Raw genomic sequence first — 16,826 nt, 5'->3', positions numbered from 1 at the left:
CCCCTTTCAATCTCGATCATGCATGATAACCCTGTCGCTGGGAGATATTGGATCACGCATCCTTTCTCAAATTTATATTTTTTCTAGATTGAATTTTCTGTTCCTTTTGTGGATCAGTCCAAGCTTTTGACCATACATTTTGTTTTCGACCATTACCGGGTTTATATTCAACTATACATTTACACCTTTCATGCCTTCGATAAATATCATCTGGTAAATCATAATAATCAAATGAGCCAGCTAAACTTTTACACCAATCACAAGCATGTCCGACTAAGGTTCTGTTGACTCTTGGCCTTAAACCAGATTTCGCATGAAAATCTACATTTGCTTTAATAACATCATCAACAACACTTTGACTAAAATTTACGATTGGTTCTCCTAATACCCACTTAACAGTATCGAAATCTTCTGCTGCTGACATCTTGTTTACAAGGCCATTCACCCTGTCTTGGTTGAAGTCAGGTTTCTGACCTTTAATTTTAATTGCAGCTTCTTTGTTTAACTGCTCTTGAACATCAATAGCAAAATTTGAAATCAAATCGTAATTATTTTTCAGCGTTTCATTAAGCAACCGATCAGCAATATTAAAATACATTTTCCCATCAGGAAGAATGTCAATGCTTATATTGCTGCCTAATACATTTGCTAATAATTCTCCGATTTCAATAGCAAACTCATTTACATTTTTGTATGTTGCCTTACGATTTTTGAGCAAAGAAAAAGCAGACTTCAACTTCTGACTGTTTATTGTCTGCTCACTAAAATCATTTTTGATTTTTTCAAGTAATGCGGGAACAATGTCGTTATCCATTACTATCGCCACCTTTTATTCCAGTTAAATCTCTGATTGTTTCACTATTGATATATCCTGGAATCGCTTGATTCAATTTAATCGCACCATCTCCAATTAATGTTAATGAATTGGCATCAGCTTCAAATAATGGTTCCCACTTAGGAATTGTTTTTGCAAACTGATATCTAAAATACGGGTAGTCATCACGTAAACAAGCAGCAATAAATGCTACGTTCAATATTCCAGATCCTAATGATCGTTGCGCTTTACGTCCTGCCAGTCTTAAATTTTCATGACTAGCTCTAATAGCTTCAACCGATGAGGGATTATCAGAAACAAATCCCAAGTCATCCAATGTAAGTCCTGTTTCCCCAGCGAATCCAGCAGCTGCAGTTTTTAATTGTTCTGTAAATGGAGTCATACTAGAAGTCGTGAACTGTCCCACTGTTGGAACATTGCCACCTTCTCCAACTGTAAATTCGAGCATCGCTGAAATGGTTGCCTTCCAAGTATTCAATGGTTCTGAATCTTGATCTGTTCCTAAAACATATTTTTGCGGAAATGAGTAAAATTCTGCGGTGATATCTGCACGTTCTAGTGTACGTTTTGCGTACGACTGGTAATACATACCTGATCGTGTAATACGAGAACGACCAAACGGCCGAACTGCATCTGGCCGATGAATTACCGGCACTAATAATGGATAATCAAAACTATGTTCGATAGGTTCATCCGGTATATCTTCATCACCATAATAGTAATAAGTTATACCAGGCAGAAAATATGCTTCGATAGATGGATTTCCATCTTTATCTCTTTCGAGAACTGCATACCCTTCGGTTAGAAGTCCTGTAATTGGATCAATAATCCCCGTCGCATTGCTTGCTTCAATTATTTGTAATCTAGGTATTTCTCCTTCACCCCTTGAAATATAAACGAAAGAACAAGAAGCAATCAAAGATGATAAAACCAAGCTATCAAAAAACACATCCGGATTATTTGCTTCAAAAATTTCGTTTACCTCAAAGTCATCATGTTCAAATTCACGAAAAACTAAACGATCAGCCAAAGCATCCACCCCTTTGGCACACCATCCTAAAACTGATCGATATCTTTTTCTTATTTCAGGTGGAATTGTGATACCAAAGCTTGATTCATTTTTTTTCATATCGTATTGTCTATACCTTAAATCAACACGAATTTTATGTGTAGCTAGCTTGTTTCTTAGGTAATCAATGCCATAAATTTCCATTATTTCACTCCTTTCAAAAAGTCGCGCGAGAAAAAATGTACAGTGACGGCGTGAAGCTCAGCCACATGGCCGGAGGGGTACCCACCCCCCTCTCCTTTTGCGCGTATCAGGTTTTAAAAATATTTTCGTATGATTAATACAAATTATTTAACCGCCATAAGAAGCCCAATCAGCGCTTTGTGGAAGGTTTCTATTACCGATAACTTTCGGTGCTTCGTCCTTGGTTGTGTAAAGCTTGTCAGACTTCTGTCGGTTGCATGTCCAATGGGCCAGCTGCAGGTTGTCAATGCTTGATGGATGACCACCTTTATTGATTGGAACTATGTGATCAACTACTGGACTCAAAGGGTGCGGCGCCTTCATAGTTTTATCAATAGGCTTACCACAAATCCCACAAGTGTTCTGGGTCTTCATCAGTATCTTCTTGTTCTTCTCAAAGGCTACCCGGTGGGGTCCTTGTCTATCCGCTCTTAGTGCCATAATAGAGGGGGTCCTTTCTTAGGGGTGGGGGTACTAAAACGTTTCAATGTCTACGGATTTAAAGACATCTAATAACTTAGGGAACTGAATAGCAATCCAATCCACTATTTCTTCATCTCTTCCCCATTTACTATTGTGATCCAGTCCGGATTCAAATAAGATTGCATGAATGATCTCATGTCTTATTGTTCTCTTCTCGTAATGTTCCATAGCCTGCATGTTATCTGGATTACCATCATCAAGTGTTGCAATGAATATTTCTTTGGTAGTGAAGTCCGTCAGTCCGTCAGCACCACTCATGAAAGGCTTATCAATTTCAGATGTATCTTTGTATATTGTGTACTCTGTTCCTAATACATTTACTTTGCTAAATTCCTTCATGATTTTTCTTCCAATGCCCAACCCATAATCTTGGGATAAATGAAAATCGCATTACGTCTTACTCCGGTTGACACACCTAAATAGTTAAATTGCAGCGAATCAAGATCATCTGTTGAAACTTCTTTAAAATCTTTTACATCTTCGAACTTCATAGTTTGCCCATCCGGTAGCCAAATAATTAAACTTTTCATTTTTGGGTCCTCCTTAAAAATATGTATAAAAAAAGACACCCTTCTGGATGTCCTGATTATTATTTGTATAAGACTAGAGCAGAATGATTAATACACGAAATACCACTGCTTTCATCTAATAACGTCTGATACTTAATATCAACTATTTCTTTTTCTTTTTGTGCTAATTCAAATAGAAATTCGTTTAGATCGTCCTCAAAATTTTTTACGTTTGAGCTTATTATTACTTCAGCTTTCATAGTATCACCTCCATTCAAGATAAGCATACTCTATGATAGAGATGAAAACAATTACAAAAAGACAGCACTAGCAAATTTTGAAATGAGGAGTTTCACCTCGATTCAAAGTAATGTGCTGCTTTTTGTATTCGTCAAAGAAGTTTCGCGATAAGGAGATTGCCTCCTTTCGGTATTTGGAATGTTGTGAGTAGTCCAAGCCGCCGCTCTCGTTTCTTCTACGCTATTAATATAACCCGTTTGAATCAAGAACTGAATAGCTTAAACAATCGAACATTTATCGAACATTCAAAATAATGATATTTGCCTTACTTCACTTGCGTTTCTATTGTAATCATCAATTTCTATCAACTTGTTTTGTTTATCCTGCATTTTTTCTTCGTATTGGTCCAAGAAATCCAAAGTCTTTCTTATTTCTGCATGTCGTTGACGAACGTAAGAGGCGCTATATCCGATTTCTTCTGCAATAACATCTAATGAACATCCATCAATGTATTTTTTCTTAATTATCTCGTTGTCTATACCAGCGAAAGAATTAATTATCGCAAGCATTTCTGTTCGTTGTTCTTCCAACAATTCGATTTCTTGTTCAATTCTTGCCATATTTTCTTCGAGTGATGACGCGCGAGAATTCTTTTCTAACCTTACATTTTGTAGATCTCCATAAACCCATCTATTGCGTTCGAGTCTGGATTTATTGAGATTCCATTTCAAGTAAACAATCTGCTCGTCAAGCTCCTGATAATCTTTTAGCCATTGAAATCTCACAAACGCCACCCCTTTATGGTAAAATAGTCTTGTCACAGGTCACTTACCCAAAAGGTAGTGGCTTTTTTATTTATCAAAATGTGAGGCATACTGATGTTCTTCATCAATGATCAAACTCTTCAAAGTCTTACCAAGGACTTTTTTATTTATGGTTCCGTTCGCCTTGGCTTTTTCTAGTAACTTACGCTTCTTCTTTTTTACTTTCGATTTTTTCTTTGGCAATGGCTTGCTTCTCCTTTTCATCTAATTCTTTACCGAAAATTACACTTGCGAATACTGCCGCAAAAAGTGCCACGGCTACTAACACTGCAAAGTCCATCATTTATCCTCCGATTACAAGATAGCTTTAATTTTCTTCAGCTGCTTTCTCTTGATTCTTGGTTTCTTTGTCCTACGATAAATTTGATGATATTTCTTGACCCTTGGATCACTTGATTGTTTGATTTCGATATTTAGAACAGCTTCATCCATTGATACACCGAATAGCCTAAAAACATTCGATATACTGTTTACTATTTCTTCAATTGATCCTCGGGACCAAGTAAGCGGCCTTTGCCTCGTTTCATCTGATGCCATTTTCATCCTCCTCTTTCCATCGCATCTCGCACAAGCGGATCATTGATAATAATCCTGTACTTCATTTGCTCATGCTGCAGTTGTTCTTGTAACTGCTCAATTTGCTTTGATTGGGACCAAATCACGTAGGTTGATCCCCAGCATGACACTGCAAGCATTGCTAACAAGATATAAATCACACGTTTACTATTCATCTGTTCCCCTCTCTAATTCAGCAATTGTATAGGACATGGTAATAACTACAGTCCCCAATAAAAATACGACAATACCAATAATTCTTATTCTCATTCAAACACCTCTCGTTATTTAATATATTTTCCAAACATTCGCTGACACTCTTCTATAAGCTACTTTCGCCTATTTTTGAACCACTATGATCCTCTATGATATTCTAACGGCTTCTAGTTCTTTGTCATCTTTAAATCAAGTTCTTGCCAAAAATGGGGATTGCTGTTATATTATTGGTGAGGATATAGATCTTACTCCTCTCCAATCCAGAATCTGGATCATTCGTGATCGAAGTGGGAATTGAGTGCACCCACGTTCCCCCGCGGGCGGGTTAGCCTAGCGTTTGTCTGCATGGGACGGTATCCATGCTTTGCACTCTTATTTTTTTTGTGCATTTTTGGAGGTTAGAATGAATACAGATTTCTCTCTCACTTATAATCAGTATCTTTCTAACTTTGATGGAAAGATGGCTATCCTAACAACAAAGTTTGAACCTTTAGATAGGTTTTATATTAAGTTCGATATAAAGCAATTACCTCACTTATTGGGTCTTCAATACATCTACACCGATCCGCCACAAACATTATGCGAAATGCTCTGCAACAAGGACATAACTTACGAAAAACTGCAGCGTCATCAAAATTTCGTGAAAATTAAAGATCGCATCACATTGTTTCCGTATATACTAAATATTTTTTTAGAAGACTATAACGCCTCGGTGATATATGTCTCTGAGCAAGATCGTCATGGATCTTCAATGAAATTAGATATTGTGTTCGCCCATCCACATAAAAACAAATATCTGAACTTAGGACTGAGAGAAACCGGAGAATCAATTTATTCACCTGTAACTTTTTATGTCTTTAAGAAAGGGCGGCATCCAGTTATGCCTTCTTCAAAAAGGGCAAAGGTGGAAACAATAGAATTTATCAATCCAACTAGACAAATACAACTCTTTTAAGTTTTAGTAGACCATCATAAGCGATGGTTTTTTTATGCCTGAATTCCGTTATCGCTGACGATTGCGGAATTAATCGATAAACCTTATCAAGTCATGCTCATATAGCGCTATTGTTCCATCGTTCATTTCTACTACTGCGTATAGGTTGGATCTTTCTCCATACTCGTTAGCAGCATATTCGGATATCCACTGATGAAATTTGCCTTTTATTTCTGTGTCTGTGTATTCGCAACTAACGCAATACCGTACACTCGTTATTTCACTAAAAGCATGCTCTTCTTTCTTCTCTCGAATTACTACTGGTCTGAGTTGCGGTTGTTTCAACATTTCAACGGCTTTATTAAATTCACTAGCGGTATAGCTTTTCCCATCAACTATTATTGACGGTTCAATATCTATACTTTTAAAAGTCGCACCACTGATTGTACCTGCAGTTATTTTGCGTTCTTCACTCACATTCATCACTCGCTTTCTGCTATTTCGTCGGATAACTGACTTGGTAAAATGTAAAATATGTTACAATACCTAAAAGGAGGTATTGCTTTGGGAACTTTTTTAGCTTTTATTTGGTATATTTTTATAGGATTTATGCTTTATGGAATCATCAGATTGGCAGTTAAACACGGAATTTCCGATTCCAAAAAAAATAATTTATGATTCTGTTGCTACTCTTTTAGGGTAGTTTTTTTATTTCCACAATTTTGGTGGATTGCTGACTTAATCAAGTAGTACCTATATCGACAATGTTATATTCTTCGTTATATTCCAACCAAGGTACTTCACATACTTCCCCACCGACTGTTGCCGTGACTTTTGAATCAAGCGGGTAGTTTTTGGATCTTCAATCAGTTTTGCAACTGTCATTATCTCCTTTACCTTTTCATAATATCTATCATTGATTGACATTTTATTTTAAATCTTTATAATTCAACTAAATACTCAATGGAGGTAGAAAATACTTATGAATAAAAACAAAGCTATTGAAAATGAAATCTATTCAATAATCAATACGTGCGACCAGTTAATTCACGAAGAACGTTTTGATGAGCTAGTTAATTATTACACTGATAATGCTATTCTTGTTGTAAAGCCAGATACTGTTGTTTATGGACGTGAAGAAATTAAAAATGCATTTATAAAGATTGCGAAATATTTTGATAACTCTATTAAGCCTATCGAAGGTAAAATGATTTATTTGATTTCTGGAGATACCGCATTAATTCTTGCGCAGACTTTTTTAGAAGCAAGTGAAAAAGCGAAAGAACAGTCTGAGTTTTCGATGGAACGTCGAGCAACATATGTGTTTAGACTTGTGAACAATCAATGGCTCTGTGCTATTGATAACTCTTACGGAACAAATTTAGTTGAATAAATTTTAAATATATAGTCACTTACAAAGTGGCTTTTTTATAATGCGGGCATTTTTTTTAAAGATGTACTAATTTCCTCTTGAATTCCTTTATCTCTGTCACTTGCTGACTGGATTGAACATCAGATCAAATAAGTCTTTATGAATGTCAATCCATGCCCCATCTTCCTTAGTCAGAACAACTTCTTTCGCATTATCTTTTATAGGCTCTTCACTTTGCCAAATACTACCTTCGACTATTTGAAAATCCTCACCAGTTCGATCTCCCTCAAAGTCGTCAAGTTCTGGCACTGCAAATGTTTCAATACACTTAAATTTAAACGCCATCTTTCTTCTCCTCCTAGTTGGTAATATCTTCCGCTTACTAACTCACAAATTTCTGATGCGACAACTTGAGTTCTTCATCGCCGATCATTGAATATTTCAACGTTGTGTCAATTGATTCATGTCCTAAAAAGTTCATAACCAGTTCGATCGGCATTCCATGCCTTCTGGCCATAGTAGCTGCAGTTCGTCTAAATCTATGTGGATGGACGTTTGTTACACCTGCACGCTCACCTAATCGCTTAACCAATTTTTGTACTCCTGCAACAGTCATCTGACGTCCTTTGTATTTACCATAGAAAATAGGGCCAACCTCATGTGGTACTTTTAGCAAATAGTTTTCCAGTGCCATTTTAGCTTTGGCATTGAGATAAAGAACCCTTTGCTTATTACCTTTCCCGATAACAGTGATGGAATCATTTTCCTTGTTATAATCTTTGAAACTTAGTGAAACCAATTCTGATACTCGACAGCCCGTACTTAATAGCAACTCAATTATCAATACTTCCCTTGGGTTCATCGCCGATGATCGGATTTTTTCGACTTCAAATTCACTAAACTCCTGTTTCCTACGCTTAGGTACCTTGATGTTTTCTACCCTCGCCCCTGGATCCCTAATAATATACTCTTCTGTATATAACCATTTGAAGAAACGGACAATATAGCCCCGTTCTCTAGCAAGGGTGCCTTTGCTGACTTTGTCGATCATCTCCCTATTTGCAATAAACAACCTTATGTCATTTGTGTCCACTTCTTTATATGGTTTTCGCACAGTCCTCATAAAAAGATTGATTGTCTGCATGTAAAGGTTTAAGGTTCCATTTGAAAGACCTTGAATTTTTTTCGAGACGAAAAATTGCTTATAAGCGGCAACATCAGATGTTTCATCATAGATAACCATTTCATTTCGTTGCTCGATAATTGAGTACTTAGAGCATTCAACCGTTAGAATATTTTTCAATCTCTTCAACTGTAAGCCATCGAATTCTTGTTCAATTTCAAGTAAAATCTTATTAATCAGCTTTTCTTGCAATGGCATCACTCCAATCTTTATAGCGATATGTTCGTCCTTGTTTATCTTCATGACCATAACGTAATAAATCGCTCATCGTTCGATTTGCTTTTTTACACTTCCGACATACGTCTTTCCGAGTACCTGTGAAAATAACTTCGCCTTTGTACAGCACTTCTACAATTCGCAAATGGGATTGCTCCCCTCTCCAGAGTTCAACACGCAATGCTTCTCGCTCTTCCTCGATTACTGGATCAATCTCTCGATCATCAAGGTTAGAAAGATAAAGCAATCGTTGTAGTTTTAAAGCACGTTCTCGATGACGCTTCTTTTTTTCACGTTCTTTCTGCTTCATCGCTCGCTGATTCTGTTTCATCTTGATCACCTCCTGCATCTGCTGGCTTAAACACATATTCATAAGGCTCCCACTGCTTATTTCCAAGAAGGCGATAGTATTTCCCTGAAAGCGTAATAATAAAATGATAGGTATCTGCCTTTTCTGGAACATAACATCTTGCATAGTATTGACGGTAATTCTTGGGGTTATTAGAAAAATACTCAACCGTCCATCCTCGTATCTTGCAAAACATGGTGAATTCGACACGCGCTACTTTGAAACTGGTTATTCTTTGATCCATAGGATCACCAATTCGTTTTATTCAGAAAATCGATGTAGCCCGGCGTAGCAACCTGATATTCTTCCAACTCTTCTTCAAGAATGTACTGACGGCCATATTTTGCTTTCATGTTCTGCCAATCACTCCACGGGATAAACCCAACGGTCTTTTTGATCATGCAACAAACACCTGCCATCGCTCCTAATTTTTGATGGAGATCCAACAAGGCCGCCTGATTTTGTGTGATCACTGATTTTTTTAATCGATCCGTTGTGGTCATCTTTGCTTCAAAAACAATGGCACGTCCATCCCAGAGAGTGCCTTTATAATCTGGTTGAGCTTTACCAATCGGATAAACGATCATGCTGCCATCGCCGATTATTTTCTTAACACGAAACGGTTCAGGCGTTTTTTCAATTAAAGCAATTTCTTTTGTTCTGTAGTACCAACATCCTTGATCAATCATTTTTTCAAAGATATCGCCCGAATCATTGTTGACTCTATTTTGGTAATTTCTTGAAGACATCATTTCTACCTACTTTCTGCATTAGTTTAGTAATAAATCCTTCTTTGTCATTTTGACCAAATGTATCCAGTGTTCTACGGTAAAAGCGCTCATAGTGTGCTTTATCTTCAAAGCATACGAATTGTGAATACCGATCACTCTTAACTATTCCTGTGTATGCTGAATGATCATTTAATTTGTTTGATGCAGCATCGCAAATTTGCTGATTGTGAAGAAACCGGATTTCCTTTGCTTCTGATTTGATTTCCAATTTTTTAATACATGGAGAAAATTTCCCTTTGTTTTGATCATCAATGTTTAACATCAAAAAGACTTCCTGCATCGTGTCGATACAATCTGATTTATCAAAGCAGGCGACCAGATACGTTTGTTTACTTTCCATTTCTACCTCTTTCTCTATCCATCATCATTTCTGAACAGTTCGATTTTGAAATACCATCCACGATCCTCATCGTAAATTTTTAATATATCTCCTAAAATCCGGTATTGGGGAAACCTCTTAAGAATTTCCTCTGCTCCATCATCATTGGACATACCTAATTTATTTAGTTTTCTAAATGACCAATAATCATCGTTCGTTGTTTCGTGTGGCTCTTTAAGGTTTCGACTCTTGGACCATCGCTTTTGACCTTTCTTCCACTGGCGATTTTCCCATTTCTCTTGACCAGTTAAATAATTGACCAAGCCTTGCATCCCATCTGAATCATATTGAATGTTTTGCACTTGCCTTCGACCAAGAGGCTGTTTCTTCTTTCCTCGTCCTTTAGACCAAACACTCTCGATTGCATCCCTTGATGGTCCATTGTTAAAAACGATATGGTGATGGATTCGAGTGATATAGCCTACTTCCTCATCGTATTGATAAGAGGTAAACCACATGTACTTGAGTTCGAACCCTTCTTTCTCATAGAGCCTTTTAAGTTTTTTCAAAGTGTTTTCTTGATCACGCTTGGCATCAGAAGGCTTTTCAGGTAGAAACTGATCGGAATAAGTGAATGTTGCATAGTAATCTTTCTCTCCAAAATTTGCATATAGAAACAATGCGGCCTTTCTTTTACTTTGGGCTTGATTCCATCTTGCTTGAGATAAGCCAGTTACTTTCTTTCTCCTACCTCTGGGTTCTCTGCATTTTCGTTCTTGCTCGATCGTCCTACTGTAAAGTCGGATTTCTTTATATGGTCCTGCTTCCACTCTGCGTTCTCTTACAAATGATTTCTTCATGACAAACACCCCAGAATTTTCTACGTCCGTTAAGTTAGTATCTAATACAAGGACGATAAAACGCCGAAATAGCAGCGTTTTTTGCAAAAATAGTCTGAGGATGGTATACTTATCTTGTCAGGGAATAAGTTATACCATTCTCAGAAGTCGCCAATTTTGGCGGCTTTTTTTATTGTTCTGAAAACTGGAAAAGAACCTTTTCTTCGGTTGGTTTTCCCAGATGAAAAATATGGTGGTACAGAGTCCTTCCACGCAGCTGAAACGTCTCCACTCTGCCTCGCTCAGTTTTCGCTTCAATACTGTATACATAATTCTCGCCACGTTTTCTCATACGAACCTGCATTACAATTGCAGGCATTTTTTCCAAGTAATCGATCGCATTTGATAACATCTACATCACCTGCAGCTTTCACTCATCTTCGAACAAATTTATCTGTCCAGAATTATTGACATCAATTGGATAAACAACTGGTTCCAATTCTCGTTTCAGTAATCCATGATTTGATTCTGCATCAATGGTAATTCCCCGATGATCACTAGTGACTTTGATTCCAACCTTTATTGAGATCGTGCGTTTTGCTTCAATGTCCTTTTGAGTATCCTGTAAATCGTTAGTAATTGTTCGAACTTCTGCATCTAGCAAACTATTGACTTTTGCCATCAACTTATCGGCTAAAGATAGGGCTAACTTGTCATTATTCATATTGAATTCCTCCTTTACTTACTAAATCCGGTAGCAACTTAGGGATAGCCATTTGTAACTTTTGGAACTGATCATCTGAAACAACGAAATATAAGGCAATCGTTGGTGCCTCATCGCTATCAAATGAACGATCCTCTACTTCACATGACGATTCAAACTTATTCCAAATAATCGACTTAATTTTTTGAGTGTATGGCTTAACATACATTCGATTGGTTGTGAAAATAATTTCTCTCTCTTTAAACATCTAGTTACCCTCCAATCATTAATAGGAAACAAATAGCTAACAAAATACCATTTAACAATAAACTGGCATAAGCAATCCCTTGTAATTGACGTGCTTTATACAATGGATTGTTATGGAGTGTTGCTAACCATTTTTTATTCACAAAATCCCTCCTTTCAATCTGACATGATATTTGCCCAGTTTTCTTGCAAATACTTCGCCATTTCTAAAGCATTGAATTTCCAAGGATTCCCTTTGCCTTTTGAGTAACGAACAAAACCGCCATTCCTGACATCTAGTATTTCTCTGTTTGGATAAAGGATTTTTTCCTTTATCCAATCTTCGTCAGTAGTTTGCAATCGTTCCTTGAGATCATCCATTGTCCATGTTTGACCCATCAAATCTTTTTTCTTTAATGATTCATATTCTTCAATTTCAACAACTTTTAAATGTGAAGGTATTAAGATTTGAATCGGTGTATTGATTTCAATAGTTTGAGACATTAAATCACCTCCCCAATGTTTTGTACATTTTTCCGTACAAAACCTTTAAAAAAATAATTCCCCAGTTCTTTTGAAGGAATATTTAGCAATTCAGCCATAACTTTAATCTCGGTTTGCGTGAAATTTGACTTGCTATTCATTTTTAGATTCAACGATGTTCTACTCATATTGAGTTTAGGCGCTAACGTTTCTTGGGTAAGTCCTTTTTCTGATATTTTATCCTTCAGCAATTCATAATCGTAGACAATGTCTATTTTTTTCACTCTTTTCCCCTCCAAACTGTTCGGTTTTCTGTACAAAACCATCATAGTTTATAAAAAAAAGAATGTCAACAGATTTTGTTCAGTTTTCTGTATCTTTTACTTGCTATTCAGAATTCTTAACAGTATAATCATTGTAAAGGGGTGTACAGAATAATGAACAACTTTTCTGATCGGCTAAAAATAGCTTTAAAAAATAAAAATATATCTCAAGCTGAATTGGCTAGACGTACTGGAATTGGTCGTAACTCTATTAGCGACTATATAAATGGAAAATACGAAGCGAAACAAGATAACATCTTCCTTATGGCAAATGTTTTAGAAGTAAATGAAGCATGGCTCATGGGAATGGACTCACCAATGACCAGAGAAAGCCATGAATCTACTTTTTTGAATGATTTAGATCCTAAACAAATTGAATTAATAGATATTTTCCAAAATCTAGATACTAGTAAAAAAGATGATGTACTCGACTTTGCTAGATACAAAATGCACGAACAGAATAAAGAAAACTTCACTATTGCTGCCCACTCCGACGATCCTAACAAAAGGATTAGTCAAAAAGAATTTATTGAACTTAATCGATACCTTGATGAAGCTGATAAAAAATTTGATGGTAAGTAGGGTTGCAAATGGATGATTATGAAAACCTTTTAAAAAAGGTTACGACCGAAATTCCAGTTATAGAATTACCTTTAGAACAGGACACTGGATATATAGGTCTTTATAGAAACAATCGGATCTACTTAGATAAAAATAAATCAAGTAGAAAAAAGAAGGTTGTTTTGGCTGAAGAATTCGGTCACCATAAAAGAACTATTGGAAATATTCTTAATTATAAAGATCCCGAGGCTTGGAAAGAAGAATGGAAAGCTAGAAGATATGGTATTGAAATTCTGATCACACTTGATGATCTCTTAGACTGTGCTTTGAATGGATGTAACAACATTTATGAATGCAGCGAACACTTGAACGTAACTCCCGATTTTTTTGAAGATACCCTCATTCACTACTTCAATAAATACGGTAAATACCATTTTCATCGCAACTATAAATTTACATTCGACAATGAGTTTATATTCGTGGAACCTATTAAAATTTTTGGATAAACAAAAAATCTTTTGGAAGTTCCCGCTCCCAAAAGATCTACTCATTTCTGAGACTGTACAAATATATTATATCAAAGAAATGAGGAAAGAAAAATGGCAAAAAGAGTTAGAGGCGAAGATGGTAAAATGTACAAGGTTAAGAAACCATTTTACAAAAGGGTTTGGTTTTGGGTATTAGCTATTATCTTTATAGCAATAGTGGGTAACGGTTTATCTGGTGGTAATAATGATTCTGCTGCCGAAAAACCTTCAAACAGCTCTTCTGTCGCAGATAAGTCGACGGATTCATCAATTAAAGAAGAAAGTTCATCTACTGTTGTTGAAAAAGAGTCTAAGCCAGAAGATAATGTTTCTAGCGAATTTAAATCTGCACTGAATCAAGCGAAATCATATTCAGATACAATGCACATGTCCAAACAAGGAATTTATGATCAGCTAGTGTCCGAGTATGGTGGTCAATTTCAACCTGATGCTGCCCAATATGCAATTGATAATATCCAAGCTGATTGGAATGCTAACGCATTGGAACAAGCTGAATCTTATTCTGATTCAATGCATATGTCTAAACAAGGAATTTATGATCAACTAATTTCTGAAAATGGCGGTCAGTTTACTGCTGAAGAGGCACAATACGCTATTGATAACATTAAAGCTGATTGGAATGCTAATGCATTGGAACAAGCGAAAAGTTATCAAGAAAGCATGTCAATGTCTCCTGAAGGTATTAGAGATCAATTAGTTTCTGAACACGGAGGTCAGTTTACACAAGAAGAAGCTGATTACGCTGTTAATAATTTAGATTAATAAGAAAAACACGTCCCTCTTCTTGGCGGTCGAGGACGTGCTGGACACAAATAAACGTAAGGCTTATTTAGTCATGCCTATTGTAGCAAAACTAAGGAGTTGAATCAATATGGCTAGTATTCAAAAGAAAGAAAACGGATGGCAGTATCGTGTCTCTTATAAAGATACTGATGGTAAATATAAAACAAAAACAAAAGGAAAATTTGCAACAAAAAAAGAAGCGCATCTAGCTGCTGCTGCTATTGAAAAGAAACTAACTGAAGGATTTAGAATTTCTGATTCTGACCAGGAGTTTTCTGTTTATTTTCGAGAATGGTATGAAGTTTATAGAAAAGGAAAGTTTTCTAAAGCAAATGATGCCGATATAGAAAAGTCTATAAAATTTGCGGAAGCAAATTTCAAAGGAATAAAACTTAAAGATTTGAATAGGAAAATATACCAACAGAAGTTGAATGAATTCGCTAAAACGCGACGAACCTCCACTGTTTCAAAAATTCACATCTATATGAAAGCAGCGATACAAGATGCACTGCAAGAAGGAATTATTTTCAAGGACCCTACTTATAAGGTTTCATCTCGTGGTGGTGTTTCAGATAAATCAGATAGAGATAAATTCCTAAGCTACAATGAAACCAAAAAACTCACAAATTCTTTAATTGATGGTATCAAACCAACATACGTATCCAGATATATGATTCTTTTAGGTATTGCTACAGGAATGCGATATGCGGAAATACTTGGATTGACTTGGAACTGTATAGATTTTGAAGATAAAACTGTTAGGGTTGAGAAGACATGGGACTATGTATACAAACAAGACTTTTCAAATACTAAGAATTACCAATCAATGCGCCTTATTACTGTTGACGACTTCACTCTTGATCTTCTGAAACAATTAAAGAAACATCAACGTGAATATTACTTTGGCAGAATACTAAAGAATGAGAAAAATCTAGTTTTTTTAAATGACGATATGGAGTTAATATCAAACTCTGCAGTAAACAAAACGTTGAAGAAACATCAAAAGAAAATTGGAATAGATCAACCTATAAACTTTCATGGCCTTCGACATACACATGCATCAATACTTATCTATCAAGGTGTTAATCTAAAATACGTTTCCAGACGTTTGGGCCATAAAAAAATTGAAACGACATTAGGTATTTATCAGCATATTCTTGATGAAATGGAACAAAAAGAATCTCAAATCGTTAGCACGACAATGGGTGAGCTATTTGCATGAATCCTTAATCTCGTGCAAAATCGGTGCAAAATAATCTTATTTTCTCTAGTTTTCTTCCACTTTCTTATATATTAAAAAACACAAGAACCCTTGATATATAAGCATTCCTTATATAATCAGGGGTTCTTCTGGTTTCTTCATAAGGAGAGTACAGGATTTGAACCTGCGCGCCGGGATGAACCGGGTCGGCGGATTTCGAGTCCGCTGCATTACCACTCTGCCAACTCTCCATAACAGTTATTTTCGCTAGTTTTATTAAAAATGTCAAGAAAAATCTGCACCCAATAAGTAATGGGATGCAGATTTTTTGTTCTTTAATCGAAGATGTAGCTATCTTTCTTTTCGATTACGCCTTCAATGGTCTCGTTGATGATTTTGATGATCTGGTCATCGGTGGGTGTGATGATACCCGCCGACATTAAGGAAGCCAAACCAGTCACAACGATCCATGCGCCATTATGTAGTGCATTTACCGCATCTTCTGAAAGATCCGCATATTTTTCTTCTGATTTGATCAAGGATTTGAAATAGGTCGATGAAAAATCATGCATCAATTTCCCCCCGCCATAGTCGTCGATAAAAAGGGCGATGTAGAGATTGTGCTGCTCTTGAGCGAAGCGTATATAATTCAGGCCTAAATCAACAAGTTTGTCTCCTGTTCGAACAACTGGAAAAACATTTTCCGATAAATCTTTGAAAACAGCCTCCACCAAGGTATTTTTTAAGTCCTGCATATTTTCGAACTCAAGATAAATCGGTTGAGTAGAAATTCCCATGTGCTTAGCGATATTCCGGGCCGTAAAATTGCCAAAACCTTCTCTATTGATCAGTTCATAAGCGGCCTTCAAAATGTGTTCTCTTGTATAGACCTTCCTTCGCATCAATAAATCCCCCTTTTTATATTTATTTAATTGTAACCGAGATATTCATTTTTTTAAAATAAAACACTCCATCCGTTATCTTATTTCTATTCACTTTGTTCATTAAAAACGAATGTTTACTAATTAAAAGAAGTGCTTCTCCTTTCATTTATCACAAAA

Annotated in this window: 31 protein-coding genes and 1 tRNA gene; 6 read left to right on the top strand and 26 right to left on the bottom strand. The window is 36.2% G+C overall.

The window, feature by feature from the left end; genetic code table 11:
• Nucleotides 1-52 precede the first annotated feature (52 nt).
• From IGJ15_RS04380 to IGJ15_RS04335, 10 genes are all read right to left on the bottom strand, one after another.
• A complete protein-coding gene (locus IGJ15_RS04380; protein ID WP_154694552.1) occupies nucleotides 53-814 on the bottom strand; it encodes a hypothetical protein in 762 nt (253 codons plus the stop codon).
• Nucleotides 807-2,048, bottom strand: coding sequence for a phage portal protein (locus IGJ15_RS04375; protein ID WP_154694553.1), 1,242 nt, complete (start codon nucleotides 2,046-2,048; stop codon nucleotides 807-809). Before IGJ15_RS04375 ends, IGJ15_RS04380 begins: the two co-directional genes overlap by 8 nt.
• Nucleotides 2,049-2,195: 147 nt before the next feature.
• On the bottom strand, nucleotides 2,196-2,528 hold the full coding sequence (locus IGJ15_RS04370) for an HNH endonuclease (RefSeq protein WP_154694554.1): 333 nt from the start codon (nucleotides 2,526-2,528) through the stop codon (nucleotides 2,196-2,198).
• 33 nt (nucleotides 2,529-2,561) lie between these two features.
• The gene (locus IGJ15_RS04365; RefSeq protein WP_142972057.1) at nucleotides 2,562-2,909 is read right to left on the bottom strand and encodes a hypothetical protein; all 348 of its coding nucleotides are present in this window, start codon (nucleotides 2,907-2,909) and stop codon (nucleotides 2,562-2,564) included.
• The gene (locus IGJ15_RS04360; protein WP_154694555.1) at nucleotides 2,906-3,100 is read right to left on the bottom strand and encodes a hypothetical protein; all 195 of its coding nucleotides are present in this window, start codon (nucleotides 3,098-3,100) and stop codon (nucleotides 2,906-2,908) included. Before IGJ15_RS04360 ends, IGJ15_RS04365 begins: the two co-directional genes overlap by 4 nt.
• A 59-nt stretch (nucleotides 3,101-3,159) precedes the next feature.
• Nucleotides 3,160-3,339 (bottom strand): sporulation protein Cse60, encoded by a 180-nt coding sequence (locus tag IGJ15_RS04355; protein ID WP_195907741.1) that lies wholly within the window; start codon nucleotides 3,337-3,339, stop codon nucleotides 3,160-3,162.
• A gap of 285 nt (nucleotides 3,340-3,624) precedes the next feature.
• Entirely contained in the window at nucleotides 3,625-4,104 is a 480-nt protein-coding gene (locus IGJ15_RS04350; protein WP_142972060.1) for a hypothetical protein, read from the bottom strand.
• 181 nt (nucleotides 4,105-4,285) lie between these two features.
• Nucleotides 4,286-4,423 (bottom strand): hypothetical protein, encoded by a 138-nt coding sequence (locus IGJ15_RS04345; RefSeq protein ID WP_189372320.1) that lies wholly within the window; start codon nucleotides 4,421-4,423, stop codon nucleotides 4,286-4,288.
• Nucleotides 4,424-4,437: 14 nt separating this feature from the next.
• Nucleotides 4,438-4,680 (bottom strand): hypothetical protein, encoded by a 243-nt coding sequence (locus tag IGJ15_RS04340; RefSeq protein WP_154694558.1) that lies wholly within the window; start codon nucleotides 4,678-4,680, stop codon nucleotides 4,438-4,440.
• Nucleotides 4,681-4,682: 2 nt separating this feature from the next.
• Nucleotides 4,683-4,874: a hypothetical protein gene (locus tag IGJ15_RS04335; RefSeq protein ID WP_154694559.1), complete on the bottom strand. Its 192-nt coding sequence runs from the start codon at nucleotides 4,872-4,874 to the stop codon at nucleotides 4,683-4,685.
• A gap of 443 nt (nucleotides 4,875-5,317) precedes the next feature.
• Here IGJ15_RS04335 and IGJ15_RS04330 point away from each other — a divergent pair, with 443 nt between their 5' ends.
• Nucleotides 5,318-5,869 (top strand): PBECR4 domain-containing protein, encoded by a 552-nt coding sequence (locus IGJ15_RS04330; RefSeq protein WP_010749262.1) that lies wholly within the window; start codon nucleotides 5,318-5,320, stop codon nucleotides 5,867-5,869.
• A gap of 69 nt (nucleotides 5,870-5,938) precedes the next feature.
• On the opposite strand, the gene IGJ15_RS04325 is transcribed toward IGJ15_RS04330, so the two are convergent.
• Nucleotides 5,939-6,331, bottom strand: coding sequence for a hypothetical protein (locus IGJ15_RS04325; RefSeq protein ID WP_151196344.1), 393 nt, complete (start codon nucleotides 6,329-6,331; stop codon nucleotides 5,939-5,941).
• Between the two features lie 499 nt (nucleotides 6,332-6,830).
• Between IGJ15_RS04325 and IGJ15_RS04320 the strand changes: the two genes are divergently transcribed.
• Nucleotides 6,831-7,241, top strand: coding sequence for a YybH family protein (locus IGJ15_RS04320; RefSeq protein ID WP_154694560.1), 411 nt, complete (start codon nucleotides 6,831-6,833; stop codon nucleotides 7,239-7,241).
• Nucleotides 7,242-7,337: 96 nt separating this feature from the next.
• Here the strand turns inward: IGJ15_RS04320 and IGJ15_RS04315 are convergent, their stop codons facing one another.
• From IGJ15_RS04315 to IGJ15_RS04255, 13 genes are all read right to left on the bottom strand, one after another.
• Nucleotides 7,338-7,565, bottom strand: coding sequence for a hypothetical protein (locus tag IGJ15_RS04315; RefSeq protein WP_154694561.1), 228 nt, complete (start codon nucleotides 7,563-7,565; stop codon nucleotides 7,338-7,340).
• A 37-nt stretch (nucleotides 7,566-7,602) separates the two neighbouring features.
• Nucleotides 7,603-8,601: a tyrosine-type recombinase/integrase gene (locus IGJ15_RS04310; protein ID WP_430599302.1), complete on the bottom strand. Its 999-nt coding sequence runs from the start codon at nucleotides 8,599-8,601 to the stop codon at nucleotides 7,603-7,605.
• Nucleotides 8,576-8,950 carry a hypothetical protein gene (locus IGJ15_RS04305; RefSeq protein WP_230209405.1) on the bottom strand — a complete coding sequence of 125 codons (375 nt, stop codon included), beginning with the start codon at nucleotides 8,948-8,950 and terminating at the stop codon, nucleotides 8,576-8,578. Before IGJ15_RS04305 ends, IGJ15_RS04310 begins: the two co-directional genes overlap by 26 nt.
• A complete protein-coding gene (locus tag IGJ15_RS04300; protein ID WP_154694563.1) occupies nucleotides 8,910-9,212 on the bottom strand; it encodes a hypothetical protein in 303 nt (100 codons plus the stop codon). The genes IGJ15_RS04305 and IGJ15_RS04300 overlap by 41 nt, the downstream gene beginning before the upstream one ends.
• A gap of 4 nt (nucleotides 9,213-9,216) precedes the next feature.
• Nucleotides 9,217-9,717, bottom strand: a complete 501-nt coding sequence (locus tag IGJ15_RS04295) for a Holliday junction resolvase RecU (RefSeq protein ID WP_412059275.1) — start codon at nucleotides 9,715-9,717, stop codon at nucleotides 9,217-9,219.
• Entirely contained in the window at nucleotides 9,692-10,099 is a 408-nt protein-coding gene (locus IGJ15_RS04290) for a hypothetical protein (RefSeq protein ID WP_154694565.1), read from the bottom strand. Before IGJ15_RS04290 ends, IGJ15_RS04295 begins: the two co-directional genes overlap by 26 nt.
• A 14-nt stretch (nucleotides 10,100-10,113) precedes the next feature.
• Nucleotides 10,114-10,938, bottom strand: a complete 825-nt coding sequence (locus IGJ15_RS04285; protein ID WP_230209406.1) for a rolling circle replication-associated protein — start codon at nucleotides 10,936-10,938, stop codon at nucleotides 10,114-10,116.
• Nucleotides 10,939-11,107: 169 nt separating this feature from the next.
• Nucleotides 11,108-11,329 (bottom strand): hypothetical protein, encoded by a 222-nt coding sequence (locus IGJ15_RS04280; RefSeq protein WP_201705190.1) that lies wholly within the window; start codon nucleotides 11,327-11,329, stop codon nucleotides 11,108-11,110.
• Between the two features lie 18 nt (nucleotides 11,330-11,347).
• Nucleotides 11,348-11,641 (bottom strand): hypothetical protein, encoded by a 294-nt coding sequence (locus tag IGJ15_RS04275; protein WP_430599301.1) that lies wholly within the window; start codon nucleotides 11,639-11,641, stop codon nucleotides 11,348-11,350.
• Complete coding sequence (locus IGJ15_RS04270) at nucleotides 11,634-11,888, bottom strand: hypothetical protein (protein WP_154694569.1); 255 nt, start codon at nucleotides 11,886-11,888, stop codon at nucleotides 11,634-11,636. The genes IGJ15_RS04275 and IGJ15_RS04270 overlap by 8 nt, the downstream gene beginning before the upstream one ends.
• 4 nt (nucleotides 11,889-11,892) lie before the next feature.
• Nucleotides 11,893-12,030 carry a hypothetical protein gene (locus IGJ15_RS04265; RefSeq protein WP_170927549.1) on the bottom strand — a complete coding sequence of 46 codons (138 nt, stop codon included), beginning with the start codon at nucleotides 12,028-12,030 and terminating at the stop codon, nucleotides 11,893-11,895.
• Between the two features lie 13 nt (nucleotides 12,031-12,043).
• Complete coding sequence (locus IGJ15_RS04260) at nucleotides 12,044-12,370, bottom strand: DUF771 domain-containing protein (RefSeq protein ID WP_041120560.1); 327 nt, start codon at nucleotides 12,368-12,370, stop codon at nucleotides 12,044-12,046.
• Complete coding sequence (locus IGJ15_RS04255) at nucleotides 12,370-12,633, bottom strand: DUF739 family protein (RefSeq protein WP_194186166.1); 264 nt, start codon at nucleotides 12,631-12,633, stop codon at nucleotides 12,370-12,372. Before IGJ15_RS04255 ends, IGJ15_RS04260 begins: the two co-directional genes overlap by 1 nt.
• Nucleotides 12,634-12,786: 153 nt before the next feature.
• Here IGJ15_RS04255 and IGJ15_RS04250 point away from each other — a divergent pair, with 153 nt between their 5' ends.
• From IGJ15_RS04250 to IGJ15_RS04235, 4 genes are all read left to right on the top strand, one after another.
• Nucleotides 12,787-13,254, top strand: a complete 468-nt coding sequence (locus IGJ15_RS04250; RefSeq protein WP_154694571.1) for a helix-turn-helix domain-containing protein — start codon at nucleotides 12,787-12,789, stop codon at nucleotides 13,252-13,254.
• Between the two features lie 8 nt (nucleotides 13,255-13,262).
• Entirely contained in the window at nucleotides 13,263-13,739 is a 477-nt protein-coding gene (locus IGJ15_RS04245) for an ImmA/IrrE family metallo-endopeptidase (RefSeq protein ID WP_154694572.1), read from the top strand.
• 93 nt (nucleotides 13,740-13,832) lie between these two features.
• Nucleotides 13,833-14,543, top strand: coding sequence for an Ltp family lipoprotein (locus IGJ15_RS04240; protein WP_154694573.1), 711 nt, complete (start codon nucleotides 13,833-13,835; stop codon nucleotides 14,541-14,543).
• A gap of 109 nt (nucleotides 14,544-14,652) precedes the next feature.
• Nucleotides 14,653-15,786, top strand: a complete 1,134-nt coding sequence (locus IGJ15_RS04235) for a tyrosine-type recombinase/integrase (RefSeq protein WP_154694574.1) — start codon at nucleotides 14,653-14,655, stop codon at nucleotides 15,784-15,786.
• A gap of 142 nt (nucleotides 15,787-15,928) precedes the next feature.
• On the opposite strand, the gene IGJ15_RS04230 is transcribed toward IGJ15_RS04235, so the two are convergent.
• Nucleotides 15,929-16,016, bottom strand: a tRNA-Ser gene (locus IGJ15_RS04230).
• Between the two features lie 84 nt (nucleotides 16,017-16,100).
• Entirely contained in the window at nucleotides 16,101-16,667 is a 567-nt protein-coding gene (locus IGJ15_RS04225; RefSeq protein ID WP_010749693.1) for a TetR/AcrR family transcriptional regulator, read from the bottom strand.
• Nucleotides 16,668-16,826 lie beyond the last annotated feature (159 nt).

It is taken from the genome of Enterococcus sp. AZ079, assembly GCF_050547255.1.
Taxonomy (GTDB): domain Bacteria; phylum Bacillota; class Bacilli; order Lactobacillales; family Enterococcaceae; genus Enterococcus_D; species Enterococcus_D casseliflavus.
This window is presented reverse-complemented; position numbering and strand designations above follow the sequence as displayed.